This is a genomic window from Aciduliprofundum sp. MAR08-339 (assembly GCF_000327505.1).
GTDB lineage: Archaea > Thermoplasmatota > Thermoplasmata > Thermoplasmatales > Aciduliprofundaceae > Aciduliprofundum.
On the sequence record NC_019942.1, the window covers coordinates 1,257,554 to 1,281,554 of the forward strand.

The following is a 24,001-nucleotide window of genomic DNA, read 5'->3' on the forward strand; positions in this document are numbered from 1 at the left end:
TATTTTATAGGTCAATTGGTATCCCCCCCCTATGGTCCCGATGAGCACAGGAGGTGGTGCCGATGAGCCGCCACCTCGTAGACATAAAGATGATTCGGGAAAGCTTCATTGCTCTTTTGATGGCACTTATAGCAGATAGTTTTGCAGGAATGCTTTTAAACAGATCCATAGGGGTATTCAACGCCATTCCAGGATTGCTGATGATTCTCCCAGCACTCTTGGATATGCGAGGGAACGTTTACGGTGCACAGATTTCAAGGTTAAGTTCCAAACTTCATCTTGGAGAAATCTCAGGAATGAAGGATAAAAAGGTGAAAATAAACATAATTTCTGCAATAGCACTGGCTTTCACGGTAAGCTATATTATGATCATCCTAACATCTGGAGTTTTCTATTTCACAAAGGGTATAATAATTCCTGTAATGATAATCCTCACAATAATACTCACAAACCACTTCTTTACATCATCCATTCTGACACCTGTATCTGCATACATAGCCGTGAAATCATACGAGAAAAAATGGAATCCGGATAACATCGGAGTACCAATAATTTCCGCAGTGGGGGACTTTCTCGTGGTATTTTTCATGATATTCAGCGCTCTCATAGTAACCTGGTTACCCGATATCCTCAGATACGCACTTCTGGGAGTGTGGGTTGCCTACACCCTTTACGTGTTTTTTAAAACATTAAAAAGCCATGAGGGAAGAAGAATATACAGGGAGAGTTTCATTGTGCTTATCCTTGTGGGTCTCTTTGAACTAGTTACTGGCACCCTGTGGGAGGATAACAAACTTCCCCTATTGCTTTTGATCCTGCCCCCCTTTCAAGAAACCCTTGGCAATATAGGCAGCGTTCTCTCCGCAAGGCTGTCATCCTTCATATATCTCGGATACATAGAACCCGGGATAATACCCAAGGGAAGAAGGTTTCTGGAAGATGTGGTTTCCACCTACGTTCTGGCCATAATCATGGCATCCATAGTTGCAGCACTCGGATTCTTCTATACAATGAACTTTATGGTTGTGGTCATGATATTCGTCGCCGGCATGCTCGCAGCCACACTGTTGATTCTCATATCCTACTACCTGACATACCTAAGCATAAAACTAAAAATGGATCCCGACAATGCAGTTATACCCATAATAACAACACTAGCAGATATTGTGGGCTCGGGAACAATGATATTCCTCTACTACATATTTTTCTAATCTTATTTAGAAATATAAAAATAAAAAGTGAACGATGCTAGTTTATATTCTCTTGAATTTTCCCAGATAGGGTTCGTAGATCTCCCCCTTTTCCTGAAGGGAGAGCAGAACCTCGTCAAGTTTCTCCTCGGATATCCCAGATTTCTCCAACAGGGCCTCGTAGGAGGCACCCTTTCCATCCTGATCCAGTTGCTCAATTAGGTTCAATATCTCCTCCTCCAGTTCGCCAACCTCTTCTTGTTCCTCCTCTTCCTCAACTGTTGGCAGTTCATAGCCCATGGCTCTGTACTCTGGGAGGAGATGTTTGAGGGCATCCTTTAGCATATCCATATACCGCTCAACATTGATCTTCTGGTAGTACCGAATTGCAAGAACCACCCCCTCTGAGATCTTCCTGGAGAATCCGAGAGACGTCAGCTTGTCCACGGAGGGTTCATCCATGCGAAGAGCTTCACCCATGGCATCAATTCTGATTTTCAATCTTCTTGCAGTGTCAAATACCCAGTAATCGCGCAGAATCTCATTTACTATTTTTACCCTTTCCGGCACAACGGAAACGTACATAAGGTCTTCCCTTGGATTGTACACATTAACCTTTCCAACAACTGCAATGAATTGCGGCACTTTGACTGTTTCAAGAATCTGTCTTGCCTCAGGATTGAACTTTCCGGCAAGCATGTAGAATGCTCCCGTCTGATCTGCTATGCGGGCCTTTATCACCTCTTCAGTAATAACCCGAACCTCTGTGAGCACTCCCACCACGAACAGTCGGCTTATTTTCGCTCCAATAGGGGTTATCACGTAACTGGGCATCTTGGGTTCAGTGGCCTTTATATAGTGTTTTGAAGAGTTGTACTCTGCAGCAAATACTCTCCAAGCAGGCTCACGCATTTTTACCACCCCAACTCCTCAAGCATGTTCTCCGCATCCTTTGCTATGTCTTCTATGTTTATAAACTCAAAATCGTGCACGAGCATTGTTAGTCCATATTTTTCCTTTGATATAACATTGCCTCTTAGACGCATTGGCACCGCTATGAGTTTCTCCTCAATCATCTCCCTTATAACTGCGGGATTTCCAAGATTTTCCTGAACCAAGGAAATGGCCTTGTCCATGCCTATTCCAAGTATTCTTTCCGTTTGCTCTCTGTTGAAGAGACAGATTGCACCACCAGTTCCGTCATCAAGAACGGCTTTTATCCTCAAATCAGGTTTGGGCGTAACCTTCCCGTGCACGGGACATATGGTAGAATTCAAAACTCTTCCACATTCCGGACAGCGGTATATGAGTCCACTTCCACGCTTCACATCTATGATAACGCCCTCAACAAGCACGTTAAATCCACCCTTGCCTTCTAGGCTCTCAAGGGTCACTGGAATCTCTTTTATCTCTATATTCAGATTTACCCTTTCAATTGTAGAACGAGGATCAAATACGAGTTGGGGCATACCTCTGAAAGTACGTACGTAGGCACCACTTATTTTAAGTACATCACCCTTATTTACCTTTATGTCCCAAGCACTGAATGGTATTTCACCCGTATCGTCACCAATTATACCCTCGTAAACCTTTCTGGGCACACCATCAACCATGACCTCTCTCTCGGTAACATCCAAAATTTTACCGACAACCTGAACAAATCCCATCCTCGGATGCAGTTCCACTATCTTTGCAGGAGTTATTGAGGTCTTTACATCAACCGAGTTTGGTGGAAGGAGAGTGATGATCGTATTGTTTCCAAATACGAGTTGCGTTTTACCCTGCCACTCTCTCGTATACGCGTTTTTAACCTGTATGCAATCACCCTTTCTCAACTCAACATCGAGACGCCATGCCGTAAAAGGTATTGTACCCGTTTCATCACCCACAATACCATAGTACATCTTTCTCGCCATACCGTCAAGCTGATACTCTCTTGAATTGATTGTTATGACCTTCAATTTAATATCCACCCTTGCATCGTTTGGACCTAGATCTGAGATCTTTTTCTCGTTGTTTATGAGTTTTGTGGGATCTCCCCCCAGCTTTGAAACTATACTCCTCTTCGCTTCGGTCATTGGCACCTTGAAATTTGTGATCCAGTTTCGCAGTTCTCTGGCAATTACATCCTTATCCACTTTTCCCCCAAGCACCCTGTAAATATCATCCACGTGCTTTTCAAAATCTTCCATATTAACCACCTTCACATATAGCCCTTGATATCCTTATCCATACTTTTCATTATCTCATCCACTATCTCCTCAGCATCCTTTTTCTTTAGACCCACACGATTTATGAGGAATTTCACCACGTCCTCCCTCTTTGCGCCCTCACTCAGGCGCTCCTTAACTAGACCAACTAGCCTGGCAAACAATTGGTTCTGAAACTCCTCTTCAAGGTCAAGGGCACGAACCATCATGTACATTCCCGTAACCATGGCCGCTATTGAATCTTCAAAAACACCCTTGTTAAAGTACTTCTTTCCAAGGTCTATCTGAAGTACAACCTCCTCGTTTATGCCCTCAAGGGCAAATTTCAGGTAATCCGCACTGCCATTTAGCAGGAGCAAAGCCCTGGCAATTTTCAATCTCTCCTTAGTATCTTCAACAGCAGTCTCTATACCCGTGTAAACCCGCAACCTTATGAAATTATCATCCTCAGAAACATAGAGAATGAATGGTATCTTCGGATGCTGGGCCATCAGGGTGTTGTTTTCCCTCTCAACATTCCAAGGCAGGTCAACAAGGTCCTGGGCATCATCGTTTCCCTCCCTAAGCCATTTTTCAATCTCGTCCAGAAGCATGATTGATTAGATTGAAAGAAAGTATAATAAACTTTCCAACAAGAAAAATATTTAAGGAGCAAACATTATATGCCTTCATATGCAAACTGGCTTTGATATCATGGAGTACGATTCTGCACTTCGAAATCTATGGGCAAGGAGAATCGCTGCGGGTTTTGTGGATTTCGTCATAACCCTTGCAATTGCCTATGCGCTCGGTTACTTTTTCAAATGGAACATGGGCACAGTAATTTTCATATGGCAGGGCATAATATGGTTCATTTACTCTGTGATTTTTGATGCCATCAACGGAAAAACCCCTGGAAAGTACATATTCAAACTCAAGGCTGTATCATTCATAGGCTCGTTGGACATATGGAAGGCCATAGGGAGAAATGCAACGAAATTGAACTGGATAATATACATTGCGGATATCATTGCTGGATTGAGCACCGAGGGAGAGCCAAGGCAGAGATATTCGGAGCGAATTTTGGATTGCCTCGTAATCTCCGATTTCAGGTTCAGAGAGGAGAGAAAAACAAAGACATTCAGAGTAGAGGAGGAAAAAGAGGAGTTTGAACTTCCAGAATAATTTATCTTCACATCATTTCCCTGAGGATTCTCTCCTTCATCTTTATGAGTTCAACTCTTCTCCTTTCAATATCGCGCAACTCCCTCTCAATCTCCTCCAGCATCTTGCCGAAATCTTCAACTTGTATGCTCTCAGAATCTTCCTCTATGGGATATTCACGTATTTCAAAAATTCCCGGAGCCACATCTATGACTATGGAAAAACCCCTGTGAACCTCATAGAGCTTTCTTGGAGGACCCATTTCGCTTTTTTCTGTACCTGCCCTTCTTATTATGTTTGATCTCTCCAGAATCTCAAGATGTTTGACTATGGCCTGCTGGGACACTCTCAACTCCTTGGCCAGCTGAAGGGCATACTGGCGCCCTTCAGCCAGCCTCTTGAGTATCTCCCTCCTTGTCTGATTCTCGATCGCATTCAGAAGTTCGTCTATGCTGCTCATTTTCACCTTACTTTTATCTTCTTGCCCTTCTTCTTTCTCGGTTCAGCCCTCTCAAACACCACATCAAGTATTCCGTTCTTGTACGTTGCCTTGGCGGAATCTGGCTTGACCTTGGCTGGAAGTTCTACTTCCTTGTAGTACTTGCGCTCTGGAGTATCAACCTTTATTGTGAGCACGTTATCCTCATCGTTAAGATCCAGTTCAATGTCATCCTTGTTCACTCCTGGTATCTCGGCTGTTATGCTCACAGTCTTATCATCCTCCATAACATCCACAATGGGCTCCCGGTAATCCTCCATGCTCTCCTCCTTTATGCCAAATCTGCGGGGCACGTTGCCAAACTCCTGTATCTGCGGCTTGCCATCAGGACCTATGCGCATGCTAAAACCATAAACGTAAGGACCCTTGATCTCACCCCTTCCAAAATCGCGCATTATGCGGTTCATCCACTCCTCCATTCTTCTTATCTCTCTCTCAATGTCAAATCCAAAGAAATCATCATTGAAGAAATCCCTATCCCATTCGTCGTCCCTATCCCTTCTTCTCTTCCACACCATTTTTATCACCTCCAGTTATCAACTTTTAGTTCACAACCATGCTTATTAGGAACTGCTATATAAATTTTTCTGAGAAAGTTTATATGGGCGATTTGCATATTAAATAATGGGAAGCGCATCCCATCCCTTCTGGCATACTTCTTTTATTTTTTTGTTTTGAAAAATTGTATGAAGGTGCAAATTATAAATATGCCTTTTCCATAACCACATAATGACTCCCTCCGAGGGCTTCCTGCTGATACTGGTAGCCATACTGATAATCATCGTACTTCCCAGATTCAAAGTTCACATAGCCATTGCAATAATGATAGGTGCACTGTTTCTCCTATTCGCCCTCGGTGCACAGTGGGATAAGGTGCTACTTGCACTTCTGAACTGGCATAATTTCTGGAGAATAATTGTCATAGTGTTTCTTTCACTGCTCATCGTTGCACTTATGGAAAAAGTGGGGTACCTGAATATGATGGTAAACGCAGTTAAATCCCTGGCTTCCTCACTGGGATCCTCCATGGTCTCAATATCCTCCTTTATAGGACTACTTCCAATGCCCGGAGGTGCCTATGTCTCCGCGCGCCTCGTTGATTCACTTGCCAAGGAGATGTCCTTGAATCCCCTGGAAGCCACTTCCCTAAACTACTGGTTTCGGCACCTATGGGAATACTGGTGGCCCCTATATACGGGAGTAATTGTTGCCTCTGCAATATTCAATGTGACTATTCCCGATTTTGTTATCCACATGTTCTTCCTCACCATACTCGCAGTCACCGGTGGATACCTGTTCATATATTACCCCATAATGAAAAAGAAGAACATAAAGAAGAAGAGAGTTGAAAAGGATCGCGGAAGGGAATTCGGAAAATTGCTGTACTCTGCCTGGCCCATACTGGTGGTAATGCTCTTGACACTGGTTGGAATTCCTGTGCCCACAAAAGGAGGATTGGAGATCCAGAGGGTAGATCTTTTTTACTCACTTCTTGTGGTTGATCTAACGCTCATAGGAATTCTGATTTACAGGGGAAGAAAAAAAGATGCCATATACGGGTTGAAATTCGCCTTGAAGCCGACATTCCTTGGTGTTACCTTTGCAGCACTTTTCATGAAAATAGCAGTGCTGCAGACCAATTCAATGTACTACACCTATGAGTTCTTCAACCTTTACCACATACCGGCATTTGTTGTGATAATCGTACTCCCATACCTAGCAGGACTTATGACCGGTGTAACCGTGGCTTACGTGGCTGCAACATTTCCTCTGCTTTTGCCCTTTATAGGTACCCCTCCAAGTTTTGCAGCCATAGCACTTGCCTATGCATCCGGGTACGCCGGACATCTGACCTCTCCCGTGCACCTTTGTCTGGTTCTATCCGCCCAGCACTTCAAGGCTGATGTGTACAAGGTAATAAAAAGAGTAAGCCCTGCAGTGATATTTGTGGTCGCCATAACCCTTCTAATCTATTTCTTGGCCTAATCCATACCTTTTTACCCAGTTGAGAAAAATTAAAGGAAGAAGGTCCGAAGGAGAGCATTCTCAGGGTAAAAGAACCAACACATGGCATTTATGGGGGATTTTGAAAGACATCCCTCTTTGGGGGTAAAGCACCTTTTCCAAAGGGGCTTAGTGCTCCGGCCGGGATTTGAACCCGGGTCGAGGGGTTGAGAGCCCCTAATGCTTGGCCGGGCTACACCACCGGAGCATGCGATTGCCCGTTAAGGCGTATAGGCACTGGGCATATAAAATTTTCTTTGCAAATTGTTAAAAGGATGATATGCATGCCCCGAGTATGGATGTGTTCCTTGATCTGACTGGCACGATAACAAGTGTGGAAAGTGAAAATTACGCGTTTTACAAGATGTGTGAAGCGATTAAGAAAAGATTTGAAATTGATATGAGTGTAGAGCAGTTGATGCACCATATCTTGGAATTCAGAAAACCATACATGGACAACAGGGAAAAAATTTACTATCCGATAAGAAATCTCATAGTAAGAGCAGTTGAAAATGTAGTTTCAAAAAGACTGTGCTCCAACGATGTGTTCTGGATAATTGACGCCTATGCAAATTACCATGCAAAATACGTAAAACCTGATAGGGGTTCAGAAGAGGCACTCAAAATAATAAGGAGGAAAGCAGAGCACCTTGGTTTGATAACCGATGCCGACAGGCCCTACACAGAGAAAGTGCTCAGAGCGATGAATATATACGAAATGTTTGATAGCATAACAACGGCGGAGGATGCAGGAGTGGGCAAGCCAAATCCCAAAATATTTGAAATGGCTTTGAAAAATTCAAGGAGTAAGCCGGTAATATATGTGGGTGATAGCGAGAAGAGAGATATTCTTGGAGCAAGAAGAGTTGGTATGATCACCATAAAGGTGGGAAAACCGAGCGAAATGGCGGATTACAACACCAGAAATCTACTTGAGGCCGCAAGGATAATTGACTCACTCACTCAGTGATGTTCTCCACTATTTTCTTCCCCCTATCCGTTATTTTGACCAGGATTATTTTCTTTATCAAACCCATGTCCTGCAACTTATCCGTTATCCTCTTGAAGTCGTCAGGTGTGAGGTGGTGCTTCTGTAGAATTTCATTTACCGAGGCTCCCTGACTCACCAGCAGGAGCACGAGTCTTTCAATCTCTGTCAGCTTTGAAAGTACCTGCGAGTACACAAACTCCTCAACAAGAAGGTTAAGCAATTGCCAGAAGAAATCACGCTTTAATGGTGGCGTGACGAGGTATATCTCTGTGGTCTTATCCTCTCTTTTCTCCTTTATGTATATAACGCCCACATTTGAAAATCCAGTGGACATGGACCTCCTCTCTATATTTGCTATCTCCTGCACATGCATTGTGTAATTTACAGGTGTGAAGACAATATCCGAGCCAGTTACGCGCATGAATCCCTTGCCCCAGTTCTCTCCTATTTTATAACTGATAAGAATGTTTGAAGTGAGAAGTATTAGAAGAGCCTTTTTGAATCTTCTTATGCAACTACCGTAACCAGAGAACAGAGTATAGAGTTTTTCTTTTGTTATTATGTCCACATATTCTATGAGAAGAGTAGAGCGCCCTTCCTTAATTGCGGGTAAAGTTATCCTCTTATCCACACTCAAAATCGCTATTATGGGTATCTTGTACTCCCTATCTCCGATAATTATAATCTCCCTCTGGGTAAGATAAATTTTACCCTTTTTCCACTCCTTATCTGTATAGACTATGAACCCACGACCGTAGGGATGTATGAACTCCACCTCACAATCTACCATGGCACTACCTCTTTATGGTGAGGTATACTTCGTATTCCTCGCCCACACGAACATCTTTGACATCCACGTCGTCCCTCTCCCGCAGTATATTTAGAAATCTCCTCATCTCATCTATGTTCTTGAATGAGAATTTCAGCATACCCCCCGAATAATCAAGGGTATCAACCACTTCCAACGCACGTTCGGCAGTGAGGGTTTGTTGTACCGGCTGTTCCATTGCCTTTTTGTACAGGATCTCGTTAATTTTGCTCTCCAGTTCTCCAAGCCTGAAGGGCTTGACTAGGTAATCATCTGCACCTGCTTTCATTGCTTCTATTACGGTATTTAGGTCCTTGACCCCGCTGATGATTATTATGGGCACATCCTTTGAATGCTCTCTTATGGAGCGAAGCATATCAAGACCGTTCACATCCGGAAGCATCAAATCCAAAAGAATAACATCAATGCGTCTTGCCTTTTCTATCATACCCATAGCATCCCTGCCATTATTTGCCACCATCACATTGAACCCACGCTGGGAGAGATATGTTTTTATTATATTGCTAAGTTCCCTGTTGTCGTCCACAAGCAGAACGTGAAGGCTATCTTCCATAATAGAAAAATAAGTTTGATTATATTTATTTGTTTTCCACCTATTATCATTTTTGAAAACAAGACACCATAGAACTTTATATAGGGGATACCATTGAGTTTCGTGTACTATATGCACATATTTGATCCCTGGAACTTCCCGCTCTGCACATGTCCCAAGAAGTACACTGTAGATCCCTACACGGGCTGTGAGCACAGATGCATATATTGCTACATAACATCGTACATTCGCAATCCATGGAAGGTACGACCGAAAAGGGATTTTCTCCGCCTTTTTGAGAGGGATTTGAAGAATGCAAAACTGAAATTGCCGATCTCAATGAGCAATTCCTCCGACCCCTATCCAAAGGTTGAGAGAGAGCTGAGAATAACCAGGGGGGCATTGAATCTAACGCGAAGATACGATTTTTCTCTTCTAATGCTCACAAAATCGGATATTGTGGTTAGGGACATTGATGTTCTTGAGAACATAAGAAGCGTAGTGGCCATAACGATAACCACACTTGACGAAAACCTTGCAAATAAACTGGAACCCATGGCCCCAAGCCCTGAGAGAAGATTGAGAGCACTTGAAAAATTGAGGGGGGCAGGCATCAAAACCATTGTGCGTCTCGATCCGGTAATACCTGGAATAAACGATAATGAAGAAGAGATAAGAGAAATGGTGAGGGTATTTGCAGATATAGGGGTTAGGCAGATCATAAGTTCAACCTACAAGGTCAAACCCGATAATTTCAGGCGCGTTGCTGGAGTTTTTAAGGACCAAGCAGAGAGACTACATAGAATATACTATGAAAATGGCGAAATGGTCCGAGGAATAAGGTACGCTCCGAGAGATCTGAGATTAAAGATTCTAAAAAGAATACGCGATGCTTCCCTAAAATATGGCCTTGATTTTTCTGTGTGTCGTGAGGGTTTACCCCTAAACACTGCATCCACATGCGATGGAAGTCATATGCTCTAAAACGATGGGGTTAAATTGCATGAGAGCATATATCCACCCATGACCTATATTGAGTTGGATTACGAGCCGAAAGATACAGACCTGCTGGTTTGGTTCTACGCTGAGCCACCCGCGGGGAGGGATATGAAGTACGTGGCCGATAGAATAGCAGAGGAATCTTCAATAGGCACTTGGACTGATTTAAAGACCCTTCTTCCGGAGATCTGGGAGAAACTTCGTGCAAGGGTTTACGAGATTGATGAAGAGAGAAGATATGTGAAAATTGCGTATTCCCTTCATCTCTTTGAAGTGAAGAACATGCCTGCAATTCTGGCAAGCGTGGCGGGAAATGTGTTCGGAATGAAGAGCGTTGAGAATCTTCGTGTTTTGGACACGAGATTTCCTCTTGAATTGCTATCGGAGTATCCCGGGCCCAAGTACGGGGTGCAGGGCGTGCGCGAGATGACAGGAGTGCGAGATAGACCGTTCCTTGGAACGATAATTAAGCCAAAAATCGGATTGCCTGCGAAGATGCACGCGGAGGTCGCATACGAGGCGTGGGTTGGTGGTCTGGATATAGTGAAGGACGATGAGAACCTTGCATCTCAGGATTTCAACCGCTTTGAAGAGCGACTCTCTCTGACATTGGAGAAAAAGGACCTTGCCGAGGAGGAGACGGGGGAGAAGAAGATTTACCTCGTGAACATAACCGCTCCGTACAGGGAGATGATTCGCCGTGCTGAGCTGGTGCAAGATGCGGGCAACGAGTTCGTGATGATTGACGTCTTCATCTCAGGATTTTCGGCGGTGCAGAGCTATCGCGAGGAAGGATTCAAGATGGCCATACATGCGCATAGAGCAATGCATGCAGCCATAACTCGCAATCCGAGGCACGGAATAACAATGCTCGCCTTGGCGAAGATTTACAGGGTTCTGGGTGTGGACAACCTGCACATCGGCACCGCGGTGGGAAAGATGGAAGGCTCCGCTGCCGAGGTCTCTGCGATTCGCGAGGAGATTCAGATGGGCAATGTGCCTGCGAATGATACGAGGTTCCAGCAGAGCTGGGGAGACATAAAGCCGGTGCTGGCAGTTGCATCAGGAGGCTTGCATCCCGGGCATGTGCCGGCGGTTGTGGATATACTCGGAAAAGATATCGTGATTCAGGCGGGTGGCGGAGTGCATGGACATCCGGAAGGCACGAGAAAGGGCGCAACAGCCATGCGCCAAGCGCTGGAGGCTAAGATGCAGGGAATTTCCCTTCAGGAATATGCAAAGGACCACGAAGAGCTGAGAAAAGCGCTGGAGAAATTTGTTAAATAAAACCCTCACTTCTCAATTTTTCGTAGAATCCCTCTGCAAGATTGCCAGCTATTGCACCAGCAATGGATTCTTTCAAACCAACCATGAATTCATATCCTTGCACCATACTTAGTCCTTTTACCGAGATGGTTAGATCCCCATGAGGCAAGGGAAACTATATCGGCCCTGGTTATTATTCCCTCAACTCCATTCTTCCCATGGACCAGAATCGCTTGATACTGAGTCAGTATGGATATAAGGGAGTTCAAACTCATATCTCCTGGAACAAGTGGAGGTGGGTCAGACATGAAATCACTCACCATAGCCATGGATGCATTGTGGCCATGCTCCCTGTAAGCCCTCATCACATCACTTTCGGTGATAAGACCAACCACATCATTTCCCCTGAACACGGGAATCTGACTTATACCGTGCTTTTCCATCAATTCACCTGCGTATCCTATTTTGTCCCTTTCCCCAACTGATATTATGTCTCTGACCATTATATCCCTGGCCATGGGTGAGGATTCTTCAAACTCACCCCTGTCCAGGGCTTCAAATATTCTCTTGGCCATTTCATAGGTGGGCATGAGATTACCCCTCTCAATCTTCGCAATGTAACTCTGAGACACACCGCTCATATCAGCGAGTTTTTTCTGGGTCCATCCCAACTTTCTCCTTCTCTCCCTGATGGAACTCAGCGGTGGGAACATATGAGCATATGTCTTTTCAAGTATTTATTCTTATCGGAATTTTTTTGTCAAAAAATATGATGTATTGTAATGCAATTTATCAATCATGAAGCGGGAACATGTTGAAAAATGTAGAAGAGAGTATCGGAAAATGCTCAAGGCCCTGGGCTATCCCACGAGCCCAAGGGGAATTGTTTTTGGCTCAAAGGAACATAAAACAATGAGGGAACTTGAAAATCTGATGGAATTATACCTGCAGAGCAGAAATGGAGAGCATCTTGGATTTGCCGCCGGAACGCATTATTCAAACCTAACAAAAACATACTGGGACGCGCACATCGCCCTGATACTCCTGTGCGAGGATCCAAAATATGCAAAGAAACTAATGATACAGAGAGCGGAGAATGAGAAAAAATGGATACTAAAAAAATGCAGGGATGTGCAGAAATCAATAAAATTGCTCAATAGATGGGTAAAAAATGGGGGACTGATAACAAGGGAGAGTCTGAAGCATGTGGATGGTGATACCCTTATACTTGGAGATGTTGATGACAGGGATACTCTTGAACAAATAAAGAATGTATATGACCTCAATTTCAGCGATGATGTGGAAAAAAGAATTGAAATCCTGTTCAAAAATGCTCCAGAAAGTATTAGAAGGGAGGTGCTAGAGGAGTTCAGGGCAATAAGAAAGAATGTGGAAAGGGAGATAAAGAATGCTGAGGAGGAGTGGAATAAACTTGAAAAAATTGTCCAATCATAGACGCTTCGCCATGTACGGGCCGAGACGCTCGTACCCGAGTTTGCGGTAATAGTTGCGAACACCCACACCGCTTATGACCACCATTCTGCCAACTTCCCATTCCTCCTTAGCGATTCTCTCCGCCTCCTCCATCATTCTCCTTCCCAATCCCCGATGCTGCCATGCCTTCTTTTCCCTAACCCCCACAGGGACCTCGCGGCCGAATACCTTCACCTCGCGGATTATCGCCGCATCTCGCATCTCTGAACGATGCGCTTGCTCACTTGGAAGCCGTAAACGAAGATATGAGGCGATGGAATTCCGCTCTTCATCTTCAAATGAGAGGAAAATCTCCTTGCCCTGAGAAGCTATATAGTCCCTTCTCACGAGTTTGAAATTCTCCCCTCCCTTCCTTCCGACCTCGCGGCATCGTATCTCTGGGCATCTTATACCCCTTTTTTCCATCTCTCTCATAACCAGTGCTCTTAAATCTCCGCGTTTCACGCCTGCCTCAATGAACTTGGCAGGTATATCTCGCTGTATTCTCTGTATCCTTATCCAGGGGGGTGTGATCTCTATAACGCGAATCAAAAGCTCAACGATCTCATCAAGAGTGTATGGCTCATACTCACCTCTCCTCCACATATCATACAGCTCTGTGCCCTTAACCACGAGCGTAGGGTATATTTTGAGCATATCGGGCCTGAAATCTGGATCCTCAAAAATCCTGCTAAACGCCTGGAAATCCCTCTCAATATTGCTTCCTGGCAGTCCGGGCATCATGTGGTAGTTGATCTTGAAACCTGCATCCTTGGCCAAGCGCGTTGAGATTATGCTCTCTTTTACCGTATGACCCCTTTTCACCAATGCGAGGATATCATCGTGGGTGGTCTGTATCCCAAGCTCAACCCTCGTAGCCCCGAGATGCAGGGAAAAATCAATATCCTTCTCCATGAACCAGTCAGGACGCGTTTCCACAGTTAGCCCTATACATCTGTTCTTCGCGTTCTCATTTAGCAGATGTGCCTCCTCAAGGTTTCGCGCCTCAACTCCGTTCAAGGCATCAAATGCTCTTTTCACAAACCACTCCTGATACCTCTCAGGACGGGCTGTGAATGTACCACCCATGATTATGAGGTCAATCTTGTCCGTGGGATGCCCAATTGCGTTGAGTTGCTCAATCCTAGCCCTTGTCTGCTCATAGGGGTCAAAATTATATTGCGATGCTCTCAACGCTGCTGGCTCATGCCCGGTGTAGCTCTGCGCCGTGCCCTTCTCAGGGCCTCCAGGGCAATAAATGCACTTGCCATGCGGGCATGGAAAGGGAGAGGTCATTATGGCAACGATGGCCACGCCACTAAGCGTTCTTGAGGGCTTTTTAACTAGAATATGATGATATTCCCTAACGATATCTTCCGGAAGGTTTCTCATCAACTCCGAGTTGCGGGGATTGGGCATGCGGTATTTCTTTGCAATTCTGCTCTTCCATCTCTCAAGATCTTCTTTGCTTTTTATCTTCCCTTCCCGAAACGCTTTTTCCATTTCCACGTAGAAATCCACGCTTCGCCTATATTTTGGATGTTTAAAAGTTTTTTCTTTTAAACGAAACTTTGAAATTCTACAAGGAGATTGGCAAGATATGCAGGTCAAGTATCGTTTCTGGTTTGAAAGTGATCGTGGTTATGTTTTCGGGCCGGGAGCGTATCAACTTCTCAAAGAGGTTGAGCGCACAGGGAGCCTGAGACAGGCCGCCAAGAATCTGAGTATGTCCTACAGACACGCATGGGGTATGATAAAGGAAATCGAAGAAAATCTTGGAATGGATATCATAGTTTCAAGGCGTGGAGGAAAGGAGGGGGGCGAGAGCTCTATAACTGAGGAGGGTAAAAAACTGCTGAGAAAATATGAGAGGTACGATGAGATCTTCGCATACATCGTAGAGCATCCATACAAAAAACCATCACTCACCGTGGACGGAATACTTGTTGAAGATGAAAAAATATTGTTAATAAAACGGGGAAGAGGGCCGTTTAAAGGCATGTACGCGCTTCCCGGCGGATTTGTGGAGTACGGAGAGAAAACGGAAGATGCAATTGTACGAGAGTTCAAGGAGGAAACCGGTCTGGATGTGCGTATTTCCAGTCTCGTTGGAGTGTATTCAGATCCAAATAGAGATCCAAGGGACCATACGGTGACTATTGTGTACGAACTTCAAAAAATAGGGGGTAGTTTACATGGAGGAGATGATGCCGCCCAGGCAGCTCTATTTCCACTCAACAGTCTGCCACCTCTGGCCTTCGACCACGAAAAAATAATTCAGGATTATAAAAATAAAATCAGTAAATGACTATATTTTTCAGAGGGAAGTGCCTCCCTATTATCTCCTTGGCCAGTTGTAGGTTTCGGCCCCCTTTGCCAATAGCCCTTGCCTTATCCCGTGGGTCCACAAAAACAGATATGTTGAACTGATTATCCACATTTTCAACCTTTATGTTTCTCACATTAAAGCGATGGAACACGCTGCGTGTAAATGCAAGAATGTCTGGAGAGTACTCAACGACCATTACGTTCTTCTTGATTAAATTCCTCACCGTCTGAATCTTTGTTCCACCGTTCTCAAGGGCTTTTCTGAGATTACGGGGATACACTACGAAAACAACGAGATCGTCCTTCTCAATGCAATCTTTGACTTGGGCATTGGTGGCCGCTTCGAATATCGAAATGTATCGAAGTGTCTGTGCATCCAGCTTTATGTTTACCATCATTTCACCATTTTCAGGAGTTTGCCCTCTCCCTCATCCACTATGGTTAGCACGGAGACGTTAAATGGCTTACCACAGAAGGCTCCAAGCTCAAATCCATCTCCATCAAACATTATCTTTGGTATGTTCCACTCCTCAACTTCCTTTTTCTCCGGACAGTTATCTGCAACTATGAGCAGTTTTGCCTCTCCATTTTTAACGGCCTTTCTTGCTTGCTTTATCCCAAAATAAACCTTGCCCGTTGCCAGCACCTTTTTGAGTTCTTTTCTTATATCTTCCCTATTCATCTACATCACCTCTTTTTAGGTTTATACACCAGAGTCACAGCACCTGTACCTAGAGTAACAGGCTGACCCACTATAATATTTTCCGCCACACCTCTCAGTTGATCTTCCTCTCCGAGTATTCCAGCGGTCAAGAGATGCTTTGATGTTATCTCGAAGGCAGCCCTTGCCAGAACACTCTCCTTCTCACCTGCAATTCCGTGCCTGCCTATAGCCTCAACTGTTCCATTGTAGGTCATCGTATCAGCAACAAGCATTATATGGCGGATATCCACATTCAAACCTTGCTGGTGAAGGGTGTTCAGCGCCTCTTCGATTATCGCATTTCTGGCCGCCTCCACTCCAAGCACATCCGCAATCTCAATTATGTTATTGGTCCTTGTTCTGGCAGCATCAACCTCTTCAATATCAAGCACATCACCAAGATTTGAACCCTGTGTGTAAATAACCCATTCACTATTGTCCTGGCTCTTTCTAACTATCGCCCTTGATATGCCCTTTATACCGCGCAGAGTCAACCCCTTTATATTCTCGCTGAGCAAGTACAGCTTCTTGTAGGATGGTTCAGGCAATTTGATCTTTATGCGCTCTCCTTCAATTTCCACGGTCAATTTCTGAATCTTTAGTTTGCCCAAACTCTCCACAATATCCTCCTTTTTCACACCCCTTCCCTCCATCTTCTTCTTATCCGGCACGATTACGACCGACATATCCACAAGGCTCGTGATCACATCGGCCACATCTATTATCTCGGTGCTCTCAATCTTCTTTGCCACTTCCTTGACTCTATCCTCGTCCTCCCTTATACCCTCCTTGAGATGTATCTCCATAACGGGAGTGGATGGCATGCTCCTCGCATCCACGATTTCTATCAACCTGGGCAAACCGAGAGTAACGTTCATCTCGGCCACACCTGCATAGTGGAAGGTCCTTAGGGTCATCTGTGTACCCGGCTCTCCAATGCTCTGGGCAGCCACTATTCCAACAGCCTCATAGGGATCCACAGAGCGTTTCCTGTAAACCTCAACGGTTCTTTTGATAACCTCGTTAAATTCGTTCTTGCTTAGTCCATGCTCATTCTTGGCCTGTAGGAGTTTCTGTATTATGGAAACAGGAAGCTTGAGACCATACTCATTCTCAATTCTCTCCTGAAGAGCCCTTTCATCAGCACTGAGTTCTTCAAATTTCTTTATTTTTATCTCGCCCCTCTCTTCAAGTTCCCCATATGAGAACTTTGTGACCCTTTTCAAATAAGTACCATCTTCCTTCTTGAACTCAGAAAGCGGAATGGCGGATATGTCCTGAACTTCCTCAATTTTGAGAAGGGTCTTGAGTTTTTTTGTTGTTTTCTTGACTATTCCCTTCAAACTCTGGTAGGGCTTTATTTCTGTGATCTTTACCCTGTAGTTTACCTCCGAGCCCTTCAGAGTGATATACCCGTAGATGGGTAATTCAACTTCCCTCTTTATTTCAAAATCCACCGCATAGTACACGGGAACGTTGAGGCGAATCTTGTCAATATTTTCAGTTTTGTCTTTCCAGATTATGCTCATACCCATTTACTTCCGCCTCCTCAAAAGGTATTTATCCCCAAGAACATCTGTGAGGATTTCGTCAATGTCTATATTCTCTCCCCCGGAACTACGGGTCGGGTCCACACCATCCTCTCCATAGAAGAATTGAACCACGTTTCCGCCGGTGTCTATCACCTTTCTGTCTTCGGTCACCTTGAGATCCTCAAGAGCATTTATTAAGCGGCGCTGCATATATCCAGAGCGGGATGTACGCACAGCAGTATCAACCAGACCCTCTCGACCACCCATTGAGTGGAAGAAATACTCCGTGGGGTTCAATCCCTTCTTGTAGGAGGATTCCACAAATCCACGGGCCTTGGCACCGAGATCCCCTCGCTTGAAGTGCGGAAGCGTGCGATCCTGATAACCGCGATGTAATCTCTGACCTCTGACGGACTGCTGCCCTATGCTTCCGGCCATCTGAGATAGGTTCAGCATGGATGCACGAGCACCGCTCCTGGCCATTATGACCGATGAGTTTTCCAATCCAAGGTGCTTGCTCGCAATCTTACCCGCCTCATCTCTCGCATGGGCAAGAACACGCATAATTTCCATTTCAAGTGTCTCTTCCACGCTTCTGCCAGGCGCTGGCTGCAATAGCCCCTGTCTGTAAAGTTCAATCAACTCATCCGTTTTCTTCATGCTCTCCTGTATGATTTCGTGAATCTGAATTATGGCTTCTTCGGGAATATCCTCGTCATCTATGCCCGAAGTGAAACCACGATAGGAGATCACACCCACCGCCAGACGAGTCATATCGTCTATGAACTTTCTGGCAGTATCGCTTCCACGCTTGGCAATTCTATCAAGCAACTTACCCTTCATTGAGCCAATGGCGTTCTCATCAATTGTACCTGCAACCAATTTTCCGTTTCTTATGACCACGTAGGCATCTATGGGGCATTTCTCGTAAACACATTTGTTTTTACACACAGATGGATCGCAGATCTTGCTCTTGAACTCCATGTTCAGATCCTTTGGAAGGATCAGGGAAAACAGGTCCTTACCATAGTAGAACTCGTTGCCATTCTCATCCCTATGTGGCTCTGGAAGGGAGTCGTAGTCAAGGTAAGAAAGAATATGTATTGCCTCATCCTTTGTGAATTTCGGGTTCTTATGTGTGAGCAGAAACATTGCAGTTATGTGGTCATGGAGCCCACCAATTATTGGGCCTCCAAATCTTGGAGACAGGATATGCTCCTGAACGAGCATTAAAATCTTAGCCTCGGCCCTCGCCTCCTCACTCTGCAAAACGTGTAGATTCATCTCATCTCCATCAAAGTCCGCATTGTAGGGCGGACAAACGGCGAGGTTGAACCGGAATGTTCTCTGTGGAAGCACCTTCACAAGGTGGCCCATCATACTCATCCTGTGCAGTGAGGGTTGTCTGTTGAATAGCACAATATCACCATCTATCAGGTGCCTCTCAACAATCCATCCAAGGTCTATCTTCTTGGCAACCTCCTCAGCGTTGCGCTCCGTAATCTTTATCCTTCTTCCATCCGGACGAATAACGTAGTTTGCACCGGGAACGTACTTCTCACCCTCCGGGTTCGGCCCGCGCCTGATTATCTCACGCATCTTCTCTATGTTGTACTCGGTGACTGTTATGGGTACTGTGAGTTCCCTTGCAGCCGCAACGGGCACACCAACCTCGTTTATTGACAGAAACGGCTCAGGCGATATGACAGTACGGGATGAGAAATTCACGCGTTTTCCAGACAGATTGGAGCGGAACCTTCCCTCCTTACCCTTAAGACGCTGCACCAGAGTTTTCAGAGGTCTCCCGCTGCGGTGCCTTGCCGGAGGTATCCCGGAGGTTTGATTGTCAAAATATGTGGTTACATGGTACTGCAGCAGTTCCCAGAGATCCTCAATGATCAGTTGAGGTGCACCACTATCCCTATTTTCTCTCAATCTCTGATTTATGCGTATTATATCCACAAGTTTGTGGGTGAGATCATCTTCACTTCTCTCTCCCGTTTCAAGAGTGATTGTGGGGCGCACATTCACGGGAGGTACAGGTAAAACCGTCAGAACCATCCATTCAGGCCTCGCCGTTTCAGGGTTCATACCCAGAAGTGGCAAATCCTCATCCGGAATGCGCTCAAGCCTCTCCCGTATCTCCTTTGGTGTGAGCTTTCTTCCCTCTTCCCTAAACGTTGTGGGCTTATCAAGCGTGATTTTCTTCTGCTCGGCACCGCAATGGGGACAGATGGGGCGGGAGGATGCGTCATCAATTATTTTCTTCGTGATGAATAGAAGTTCAAGGGGAGATGCACCCATATTCTTTGCTTCCTCAATCTTCTGCTTGTATATTTCTATCTCGTCATCCTTCAATTTTATTCTGCCGCACTCGCGGCAGGTGGCATCAAGGTAATTCTTTATGTTTTTTACAAACCCCACGTGGATCACAGGCATGGCAAGTTCAATGTGTCCAAAATGTCCCGGGCATTCGTCAACCTTACCACCGCAGGTCTTGCAGCGCAGTCCCGGTTCTATTACACCCATATGCAGATCCATAAGACCCTTATCTATGGGAAAACCATCATCATCGTAGGTATCAGCAGTTATGACCTTTACAGCGCTCATTCTCCTTATCTCCTCAGGGGAGAGCAGAGAGAATTTTATGGAGTTTATCCTTTTCGTGAGACCGAAAACGTGCCTGGTCATTTCATATCACCCACCTTCAAACGCATGATTACACCAAGAGACGCAAGCTCGTCATGCATCAATTTGAACGCATAACTCGTCTCGATAGGATAGATATTTGTTGTATTTCCGCAAACGGGACAGCGAAGTATGCCGCGCTTTCTGTCAAACATCGCTATGTGGCCGCATTCCGGATTACCGCAAACATATAGCACCGTGCCATCAGAATTATCAAGCAGACGATCCTTTATGACCATCGCAGCACCATGGCCTATGAGCGTATCCCTCTCCATCTCTCCAAATCTCAAACCTCCCAGCCTACTGCGTCCCTCGGTGGGCTGCCTGGTGAGAATCTGAACAGGACCGCGGGATCTTGCGTGGAACTTTCCAGCAACCATGTGATGCAGCTTCTGGTAGTAAATCACGCCTATGAATATTTCCGCCTCAATTTTTCTCCCAGTTATACCATCGTACATTATCTCCTTACCGTTGTACTTGAACCCGTTTCTGACAAGGGCCTCCCTTAGAGCCTTCTCAGGCTCTCCCTTGAAAACAGTGCCATCCACAAACCTACCTTCAAGAGAGCCCACTTTGCCTCCGATCATCTCAAGTATGTGCCCCACGGTCATTCTTGAGGGTATCGCATGGGGGTTTATTATGAGATCAGGAATTATACCACCCTCGGTGAATGGCATATCCTCCTGGGGCACTATGGCCCCCACAACGCCCTTCTGTCCGTGCCTTGAAGCGAATTTATCTCCAAGTTCAGGAATACGCTGGTCTCGAACCTTGACCTTTACCAGCCTTGAATTATTCTCACTCACGGTAAGAAGAACAGAATCAACCCAACCCACCTCCTCCGGACGCATTGTAACACTGCTCTCTCTGCGCTTCTGGGGACCGAGCAATTCTGCCTCCTCTTCAAGGAACCTGGGTGGCGAGGTCTTGCCTATGAGCACGTCACCGCCCCTCACGTACATTTCTGGAGATATGAGCCCATCCTCATCAAGGAGTTTGTAACGCTCCTCGGTCATGGCCCCACGCACATCAGGACTAGGAATTTCAAAGCGATCCTCCTGACCGCCGGGATAGCGACGCTCCTCGCTCTTGTAGGTCCTGAAGAATGTACTGCGTCCAAATCCGCGTTCCACAGCGGCCTTGTTCATGACTATTGCATCCTGCATATTGTAGCCATGGTAGGATATTATGGCAACCACAGCATTTTGCCCAGCAGGTCTGCGCATAAAGTTCACGAAGTCCATGGTCTTTGTCTTTACGATTGGTGCCTGTGGGTAGTGCAGGAGATGGCCCCTGGTATCAGGTCTCCGACGGTAATTGGCAGCAGGTAAGCCCAATGATTGTTTGAGCATTGCTGCACCCATGGTGATACGGGGTGATGAGTTGTGATGTGGATAGGGCACACATCCAGCAACCGCTCCCAGTATGAGTAGTGGATCTATCTCCAAGTGTGTGTGCTCTTCGGTAAGTTTCTTCTCCACCTCAAACTCTGCCCCACAGTGCTTGCACTGCAAGGTTACGTGTTCTCCCTCACCTGGATTGGCCCAGATCACATCTCCCCTCCCAAGAACACGGTTGCAGTGTGGACAACGCTCTGGAACATCGTAGGCGTACACGGCGATGTACGCATTCTCCTCCTCCTCCGCATCTATCCACTCTATAACTCCCTCGCGAACAAGGTCATCAACATCTATCTTTCCCCTCTCAAGGAGCTCCCTGTGGCGAGATGTGTACTTTATATTTCCATTCTCAACAACCAGGAGAGGTCTCCTTATCCTGCCCTTATCGCAGTTAACCATTACTTCCTGCGTCCTATCATCATACCTGACATTGATCTGATGCGAAATCAGACCCTTTCTCCTACGAGCACGAATATCGTCTGTCAGGGATTTTCCATCCCCATGGTAGCCCACTAGATTCCCGTTAAGGTACACCCTTGCAAGATTTCCGGTCTCGTACTGCCTGTCTTCAACGCCGAGATCCCTGAGAATCTTAAGGGCCTTCTCCTCAGGATAACCCTCCGATACATCAATTATAAGTGCAGCGTTCTTCACCAGGCCGCAGTTCTGTCCCTCAGGGGTTTCGTTGGGGCACAATCTACCCCACTGGGTTGGATGCAGATCTCTTGCCTCAAAGTGGGGCTGTGAGCGGGTTAATGGAGATATCACACGCCTCAAGTGGCTGAGCGTGCTCATGTGAGAGGTTCTATCAAGCAACTGCGAAACACCTGTTCTTCCCCCAACCCAGTTTCCTGTGCTCATGGCATGCATTATCTTCTGTGTGAGCACATCCTGCCTTATTGAAACACGAATTCTTATGCCCTTCTTCCTGTTATAGGTTCTCTCGAGTTGATATTTCAGATCCTTCATAAGTGCCTCGAAGGCCATGCGGAAGAGATCCTCAAGCAGATCTCCGGACAGTTTGATGCGCTTGTTTGCGAGATGGTCCTTATCATCTTCCTTTCGCAATCCAAGATGAAGTTCAAGAATACGCTTGGCCATTCTTCCAAGATAGTAGGCCTTCTTTATCCTATCCTCCTTATCCGTGCCAAGATGCGGAAGTAGTGAAGAATCAAGGATCTGAGATATTTTCTTCTCCCTGTACTCCTTGGCCTGACCTGCAGCGAATCTCTTCTCCAGATACTCTATGGCATCCTTCTGGGTGCGAATTCCATTGGGAGGATAGAGTTTATCATTTTCAACCTCCTCAATGTTTGCTAGCGCAATAACGCTCATCTTCTCATCACTGACTATTGCCTTGTAAATATCCTCGTCCCTTTCAAGACCAAGGGCCTTCATCAGAATAACAAGAGGGATCGTCCCGGCCACGGCAGGAACGGATACAACAAGGATGCCATCATTCTTCTTCTCCATTATTGTGAGAGCTCTGTAGCCACGACGCTGGGAGAATACTTTGGCAGTCTCAACCACTGTGTTATACCTCTCGTTCTTCTCCACAAGAACACGATTCGGGGCAAGGTCCTCAAGGGACACAAGAACGCGTTCACTTCCTCCTATTATGAAATACCCACCTGGATCATCAGGGTCCTCACCAACATACTCCAATTTCTTTCTGTAGGGCCAGTTCAATATGCTCTTATCCTTTGAAATTGAGTCAAGGTAATCGTCAATGTTGTCCTCATGGAGCGTGCATATCTTTGATTTCACCATAACTGGAAAATCTCCAATTTTCACCATCTCTGGCTCCTTCTCCAAACACCCTGAATCGTCGCATTCTACAACCATTATCTGCAGGTACAGAGGTGCCAAGTAGCTCATATCCCTCAATCTTGCCTCCATGGGAGTAATCTGCACTGTGGCACCTGTGGCCTCCTTTATCTCAGGCTTTCCTATCTTTATCGTGGGAGTTATGCCATCGTTGTACTCATTTTTTCTACCAAATATTATCTTTATTGTCTTTCCTCCCGTCTTTGTACGATCAAGGGTTACAACTCCAGGGGGATCCTCATCTGTAACCTTTGTTGTATCCACAATTTCCTGCATCACACTGTTCGGATTATCGGGAGTGGGAATGAGATCGTTGTACGAGGCAATATGGTGATTCACCACACTTTTCCTAAATAACACATCTACAATTGTATCCATAAAACCACC

The 24,001-nt window shown here is 45.6% G+C and carries 22 protein-coding genes and 1 tRNA gene; 8 read left to right on the forward strand and 15 right to left on the reverse strand.

Annotated features, from left to right (window positions below; all coding sequences use genetic code 11):
* Window positions 1–62: 62 nt before the first annotated feature.
* A complete protein-coding gene (locus ACIM339_RS06720) occupies window positions 63–1,211 on the forward strand; it encodes a magnesium transporter (protein ID WP_015283859.1) in 1,149 nt (382 codons plus the stop codon).
* A gap of 42 nt (window positions 1,212–1,253) precedes the next feature.
* On the opposite strand, the gene ACIM339_RS06725 is transcribed toward ACIM339_RS06720, so the two are convergent.
* Genes ACIM339_RS06725 through ACIM339_RS06735 form a run of 3 tightly spaced genes read right to left on the reverse strand, consistent with a single transcriptional unit; the run spans window position 1,254 to window position 3,993 of the window.
* A complete protein-coding gene (locus ACIM339_RS06725; RefSeq protein WP_015283860.1) occupies window positions 1,254–2,102 on the reverse strand; it encodes an RPA family protein in 849 nt (282 codons plus the stop codon).
* Window positions 2,103–2,104: 2 nt separating this feature from the next.
* Window positions 2,105–3,382, reverse strand: a complete 1,278-nt coding sequence (locus ACIM339_RS06730) for a Single-stranded DNA binding protein (protein WP_015283861.1) — start codon at window positions 3,380–3,382, stop codon at window positions 2,105–2,107.
* A gap of 11 nt (window positions 3,383–3,393) precedes the next feature.
* Window positions 3,394–3,993 (reverse strand): hypothetical protein, encoded by a 600-nt coding sequence (locus ACIM339_RS06735; protein ID WP_015283862.1) that lies wholly within the window; start codon window positions 3,991–3,993, stop codon window positions 3,394–3,396.
* A 100-nt stretch (window positions 3,994–4,093) separates the two neighbouring features.
* Between ACIM339_RS06735 and ACIM339_RS06740 the strand changes: the two genes are divergently transcribed.
* Window positions 4,094–4,564: an RDD family protein gene (locus tag ACIM339_RS06740; RefSeq protein ID WP_201764072.1), complete on the forward strand. Its 471-nt coding sequence runs from the start codon at window positions 4,094–4,096 to the stop codon at window positions 4,562–4,564.
* Window positions 4,565–4,571: 7 nt separating this feature from the next.
* Here ACIM339_RS06740 and ACIM339_RS06745 read toward each other — a convergent pair whose 3' ends face one another.
* Entirely contained in the window at window positions 4,572–5,003 is a 432-nt protein-coding gene (locus ACIM339_RS06745) for an ArsR family transcriptional regulator (protein ID WP_015283864.1), read from the reverse strand.
* A 2-nt stretch (window positions 5,004–5,005) separates the two neighbouring features.
* On the reverse strand, window positions 5,006–5,560 hold the full coding sequence (hsp20, locus tag ACIM339_RS06750; protein WP_015283865.1) for an archaeal heat shock protein Hsp20: 555 nt from the start codon (window positions 5,558–5,560) through the stop codon (window positions 5,006–5,008).
* 211 nt (window positions 5,561–5,771) lie between these two features.
* Here hsp20 and ACIM339_RS06755 point away from each other — a divergent pair, with 211 nt between their 5' ends.
* Window positions 5,772–7,028 carry a DUF401 family protein gene (locus ACIM339_RS06755; protein WP_015283866.1) on the forward strand — a complete coding sequence of 419 codons (1,257 nt, stop codon included), beginning with the start codon at window positions 5,772–5,774 and terminating at the stop codon, window positions 7,026–7,028.
* A 151-nt stretch (window positions 7,029–7,179) separates the two neighbouring features.
* Here the strand turns inward: ACIM339_RS06755 and ACIM339_RS06760 are convergent.
* Window positions 7,180–7,254: transfer RNA gene (locus ACIM339_RS06760), tRNA-Glu, on the reverse strand.
* A gap of 87 nt (window positions 7,255–7,341) precedes the next feature.
* On the opposite strand from ACIM339_RS06760, the gene ACIM339_RS06765 reads away from it, so the two are divergent.
* Window positions 7,342–8,016 (forward strand): HAD-IA family hydrolase, encoded by a 675-nt coding sequence (locus tag ACIM339_RS06765; RefSeq protein WP_337954320.1) that lies wholly within the window; start codon window positions 7,342–7,344, stop codon window positions 8,014–8,016.
* On the opposite strand, the gene ACIM339_RS06770 is transcribed toward ACIM339_RS06765, so the two are convergent.
* Both ACIM339_RS06770 and ACIM339_RS06775 read right to left on the reverse strand, forming a co-directional pair.
* On the reverse strand, window positions 8,006–8,827 hold the full coding sequence (locus ACIM339_RS06770; RefSeq protein ID WP_015283868.1) for a hypothetical protein: 822 nt from the start codon (window positions 8,825–8,827) through the stop codon (window positions 8,006–8,008). The genes ACIM339_RS06765 and ACIM339_RS06770 overlap by 11 nt on opposite strands.
* Window positions 8,828–8,831: 4 nt before the next feature.
* The gene (locus ACIM339_RS06775; RefSeq protein ID WP_015283869.1) at window positions 8,832–9,419 is read right to left on the reverse strand and encodes a response regulator transcription factor; all 588 of its coding nucleotides are present in this window, start codon (window positions 9,417–9,419) and stop codon (window positions 8,832–8,834) included.
* A gap of 102 nt (window positions 9,420–9,521) precedes the next feature.
* Between ACIM339_RS06775 and ACIM339_RS06780 the strand changes: the two genes are divergently transcribed.
* Both ACIM339_RS06780 and rbcL read left to right on the forward strand, forming a co-directional pair.
* Window positions 9,522–10,382: a radical SAM protein gene (locus tag ACIM339_RS06780; RefSeq protein ID WP_337954357.1), complete on the forward strand. Its 861-nt coding sequence runs from the start codon at window positions 9,522–9,524 to the stop codon at window positions 10,380–10,382.
* Between the two features lie 39 nt (window positions 10,383–10,421).
* Window positions 10,422–11,684 (forward strand): type III ribulose-bisphosphate carboxylase, encoded by a 1,263-nt coding sequence (rbcL, locus tag ACIM339_RS06785; RefSeq protein WP_015283871.1) that lies wholly within the window; start codon window positions 10,422–10,424, stop codon window positions 11,682–11,684.
* An 89-nt stretch (window positions 11,685–11,773) separates the two neighbouring features.
* On the opposite strand, the gene ACIM339_RS06790 is transcribed toward rbcL, so the two are convergent.
* A complete protein-coding gene (locus tag ACIM339_RS06790; protein ID WP_015283873.1) occupies window positions 11,774–12,376 on the reverse strand; it encodes a CBS domain-containing protein in 603 nt (200 codons plus the stop codon).
* Window positions 12,377–12,461: 85 nt separating this feature from the next.
* Between ACIM339_RS06790 and ACIM339_RS06795 the strand changes: the two genes are divergently transcribed.
* Window positions 12,462–13,118, forward strand: a complete 657-nt coding sequence (locus tag ACIM339_RS06795; RefSeq protein ID WP_162007695.1) for a hypothetical protein — start codon at window positions 12,462–12,464, stop codon at window positions 13,116–13,118.
* On the opposite strand, the gene ACIM339_RS06800 is transcribed toward ACIM339_RS06795, so the two are convergent.
* Window positions 13,113–14,639: a tRNA uridine(34) 5-carboxymethylaminomethyl modification radical SAM/GNAT enzyme Elp3 gene (locus ACIM339_RS06800; RefSeq protein WP_394295539.1), complete on the reverse strand. Its 1,527-nt coding sequence runs from the start codon at window positions 14,637–14,639 to the stop codon at window positions 13,113–13,115. The genes ACIM339_RS06795 and ACIM339_RS06800 overlap by 6 nt on opposite strands.
* Before the next feature lie 97 nt (window positions 14,640–14,736).
* Between ACIM339_RS06800 and ACIM339_RS06805 the strand changes: the two genes are divergently transcribed.
* Window positions 14,737–15,444 (forward strand): NUDIX domain-containing protein, encoded by a 708-nt coding sequence (locus ACIM339_RS06805; protein ID WP_015283876.1) that lies wholly within the window; start codon window positions 14,737–14,739, stop codon window positions 15,442–15,444.
* On the opposite strand, the gene ACIM339_RS06810 is transcribed toward ACIM339_RS06805, so the two are convergent.
* From ACIM339_RS06810 to ACIM339_RS06830, 5 genes are read right to left on the reverse strand one after another with little or no spacing between them, the layout of a single operon-like run.
* The gene (locus tag ACIM339_RS06810; protein ID WP_048103866.1) at window positions 15,434–15,859 is read right to left on the reverse strand and encodes a NusA-like transcription termination signal-binding factor; all 426 of its coding nucleotides are present in this window, start codon (window positions 15,857–15,859) and stop codon (window positions 15,434–15,436) included. The genes ACIM339_RS06805 and ACIM339_RS06810 overlap by 11 nt on opposite strands.
* Complete coding sequence (locus ACIM339_RS06815) at window positions 15,859–16,146, reverse strand: 50S ribosomal protein L30e (protein ID WP_015283878.1); 288 nt, start codon at window positions 16,144–16,146, stop codon at window positions 15,859–15,861. Before ACIM339_RS06815 ends, ACIM339_RS06810 begins: the two co-directional genes overlap by 1 nt.
* A 5-nt stretch (window positions 16,147–16,151) precedes the next feature.
* A complete protein-coding gene (rpoA2, locus tag ACIM339_RS06820) occupies window positions 16,152–17,696 on the reverse strand; it encodes a DNA-directed RNA polymerase subunit A'' (RefSeq protein WP_048104130.1) in 1,545 nt (514 codons plus the stop codon).
* 6 nt (window positions 17,697–17,702) lie between these two features.
* Window positions 17,703–20,390 carry a DNA-directed RNA polymerase subunit A' gene (locus ACIM339_RS06825; protein WP_015283880.1) on the reverse strand — a complete coding sequence of 896 codons (2,688 nt, stop codon included), beginning with the start codon at window positions 20,388–20,390 and terminating at the stop codon, window positions 17,703–17,705.
* Entirely contained in the window at window positions 20,387–23,992 is a 3,606-nt protein-coding gene (locus tag ACIM339_RS06830; protein WP_015283881.1) for a DNA-directed RNA polymerase subunit B, read from the reverse strand. Before ACIM339_RS06830 ends, ACIM339_RS06825 begins: the two co-directional genes overlap by 4 nt.
* Window positions 23,993–24,001: the final 9 nt, after the last annotated feature.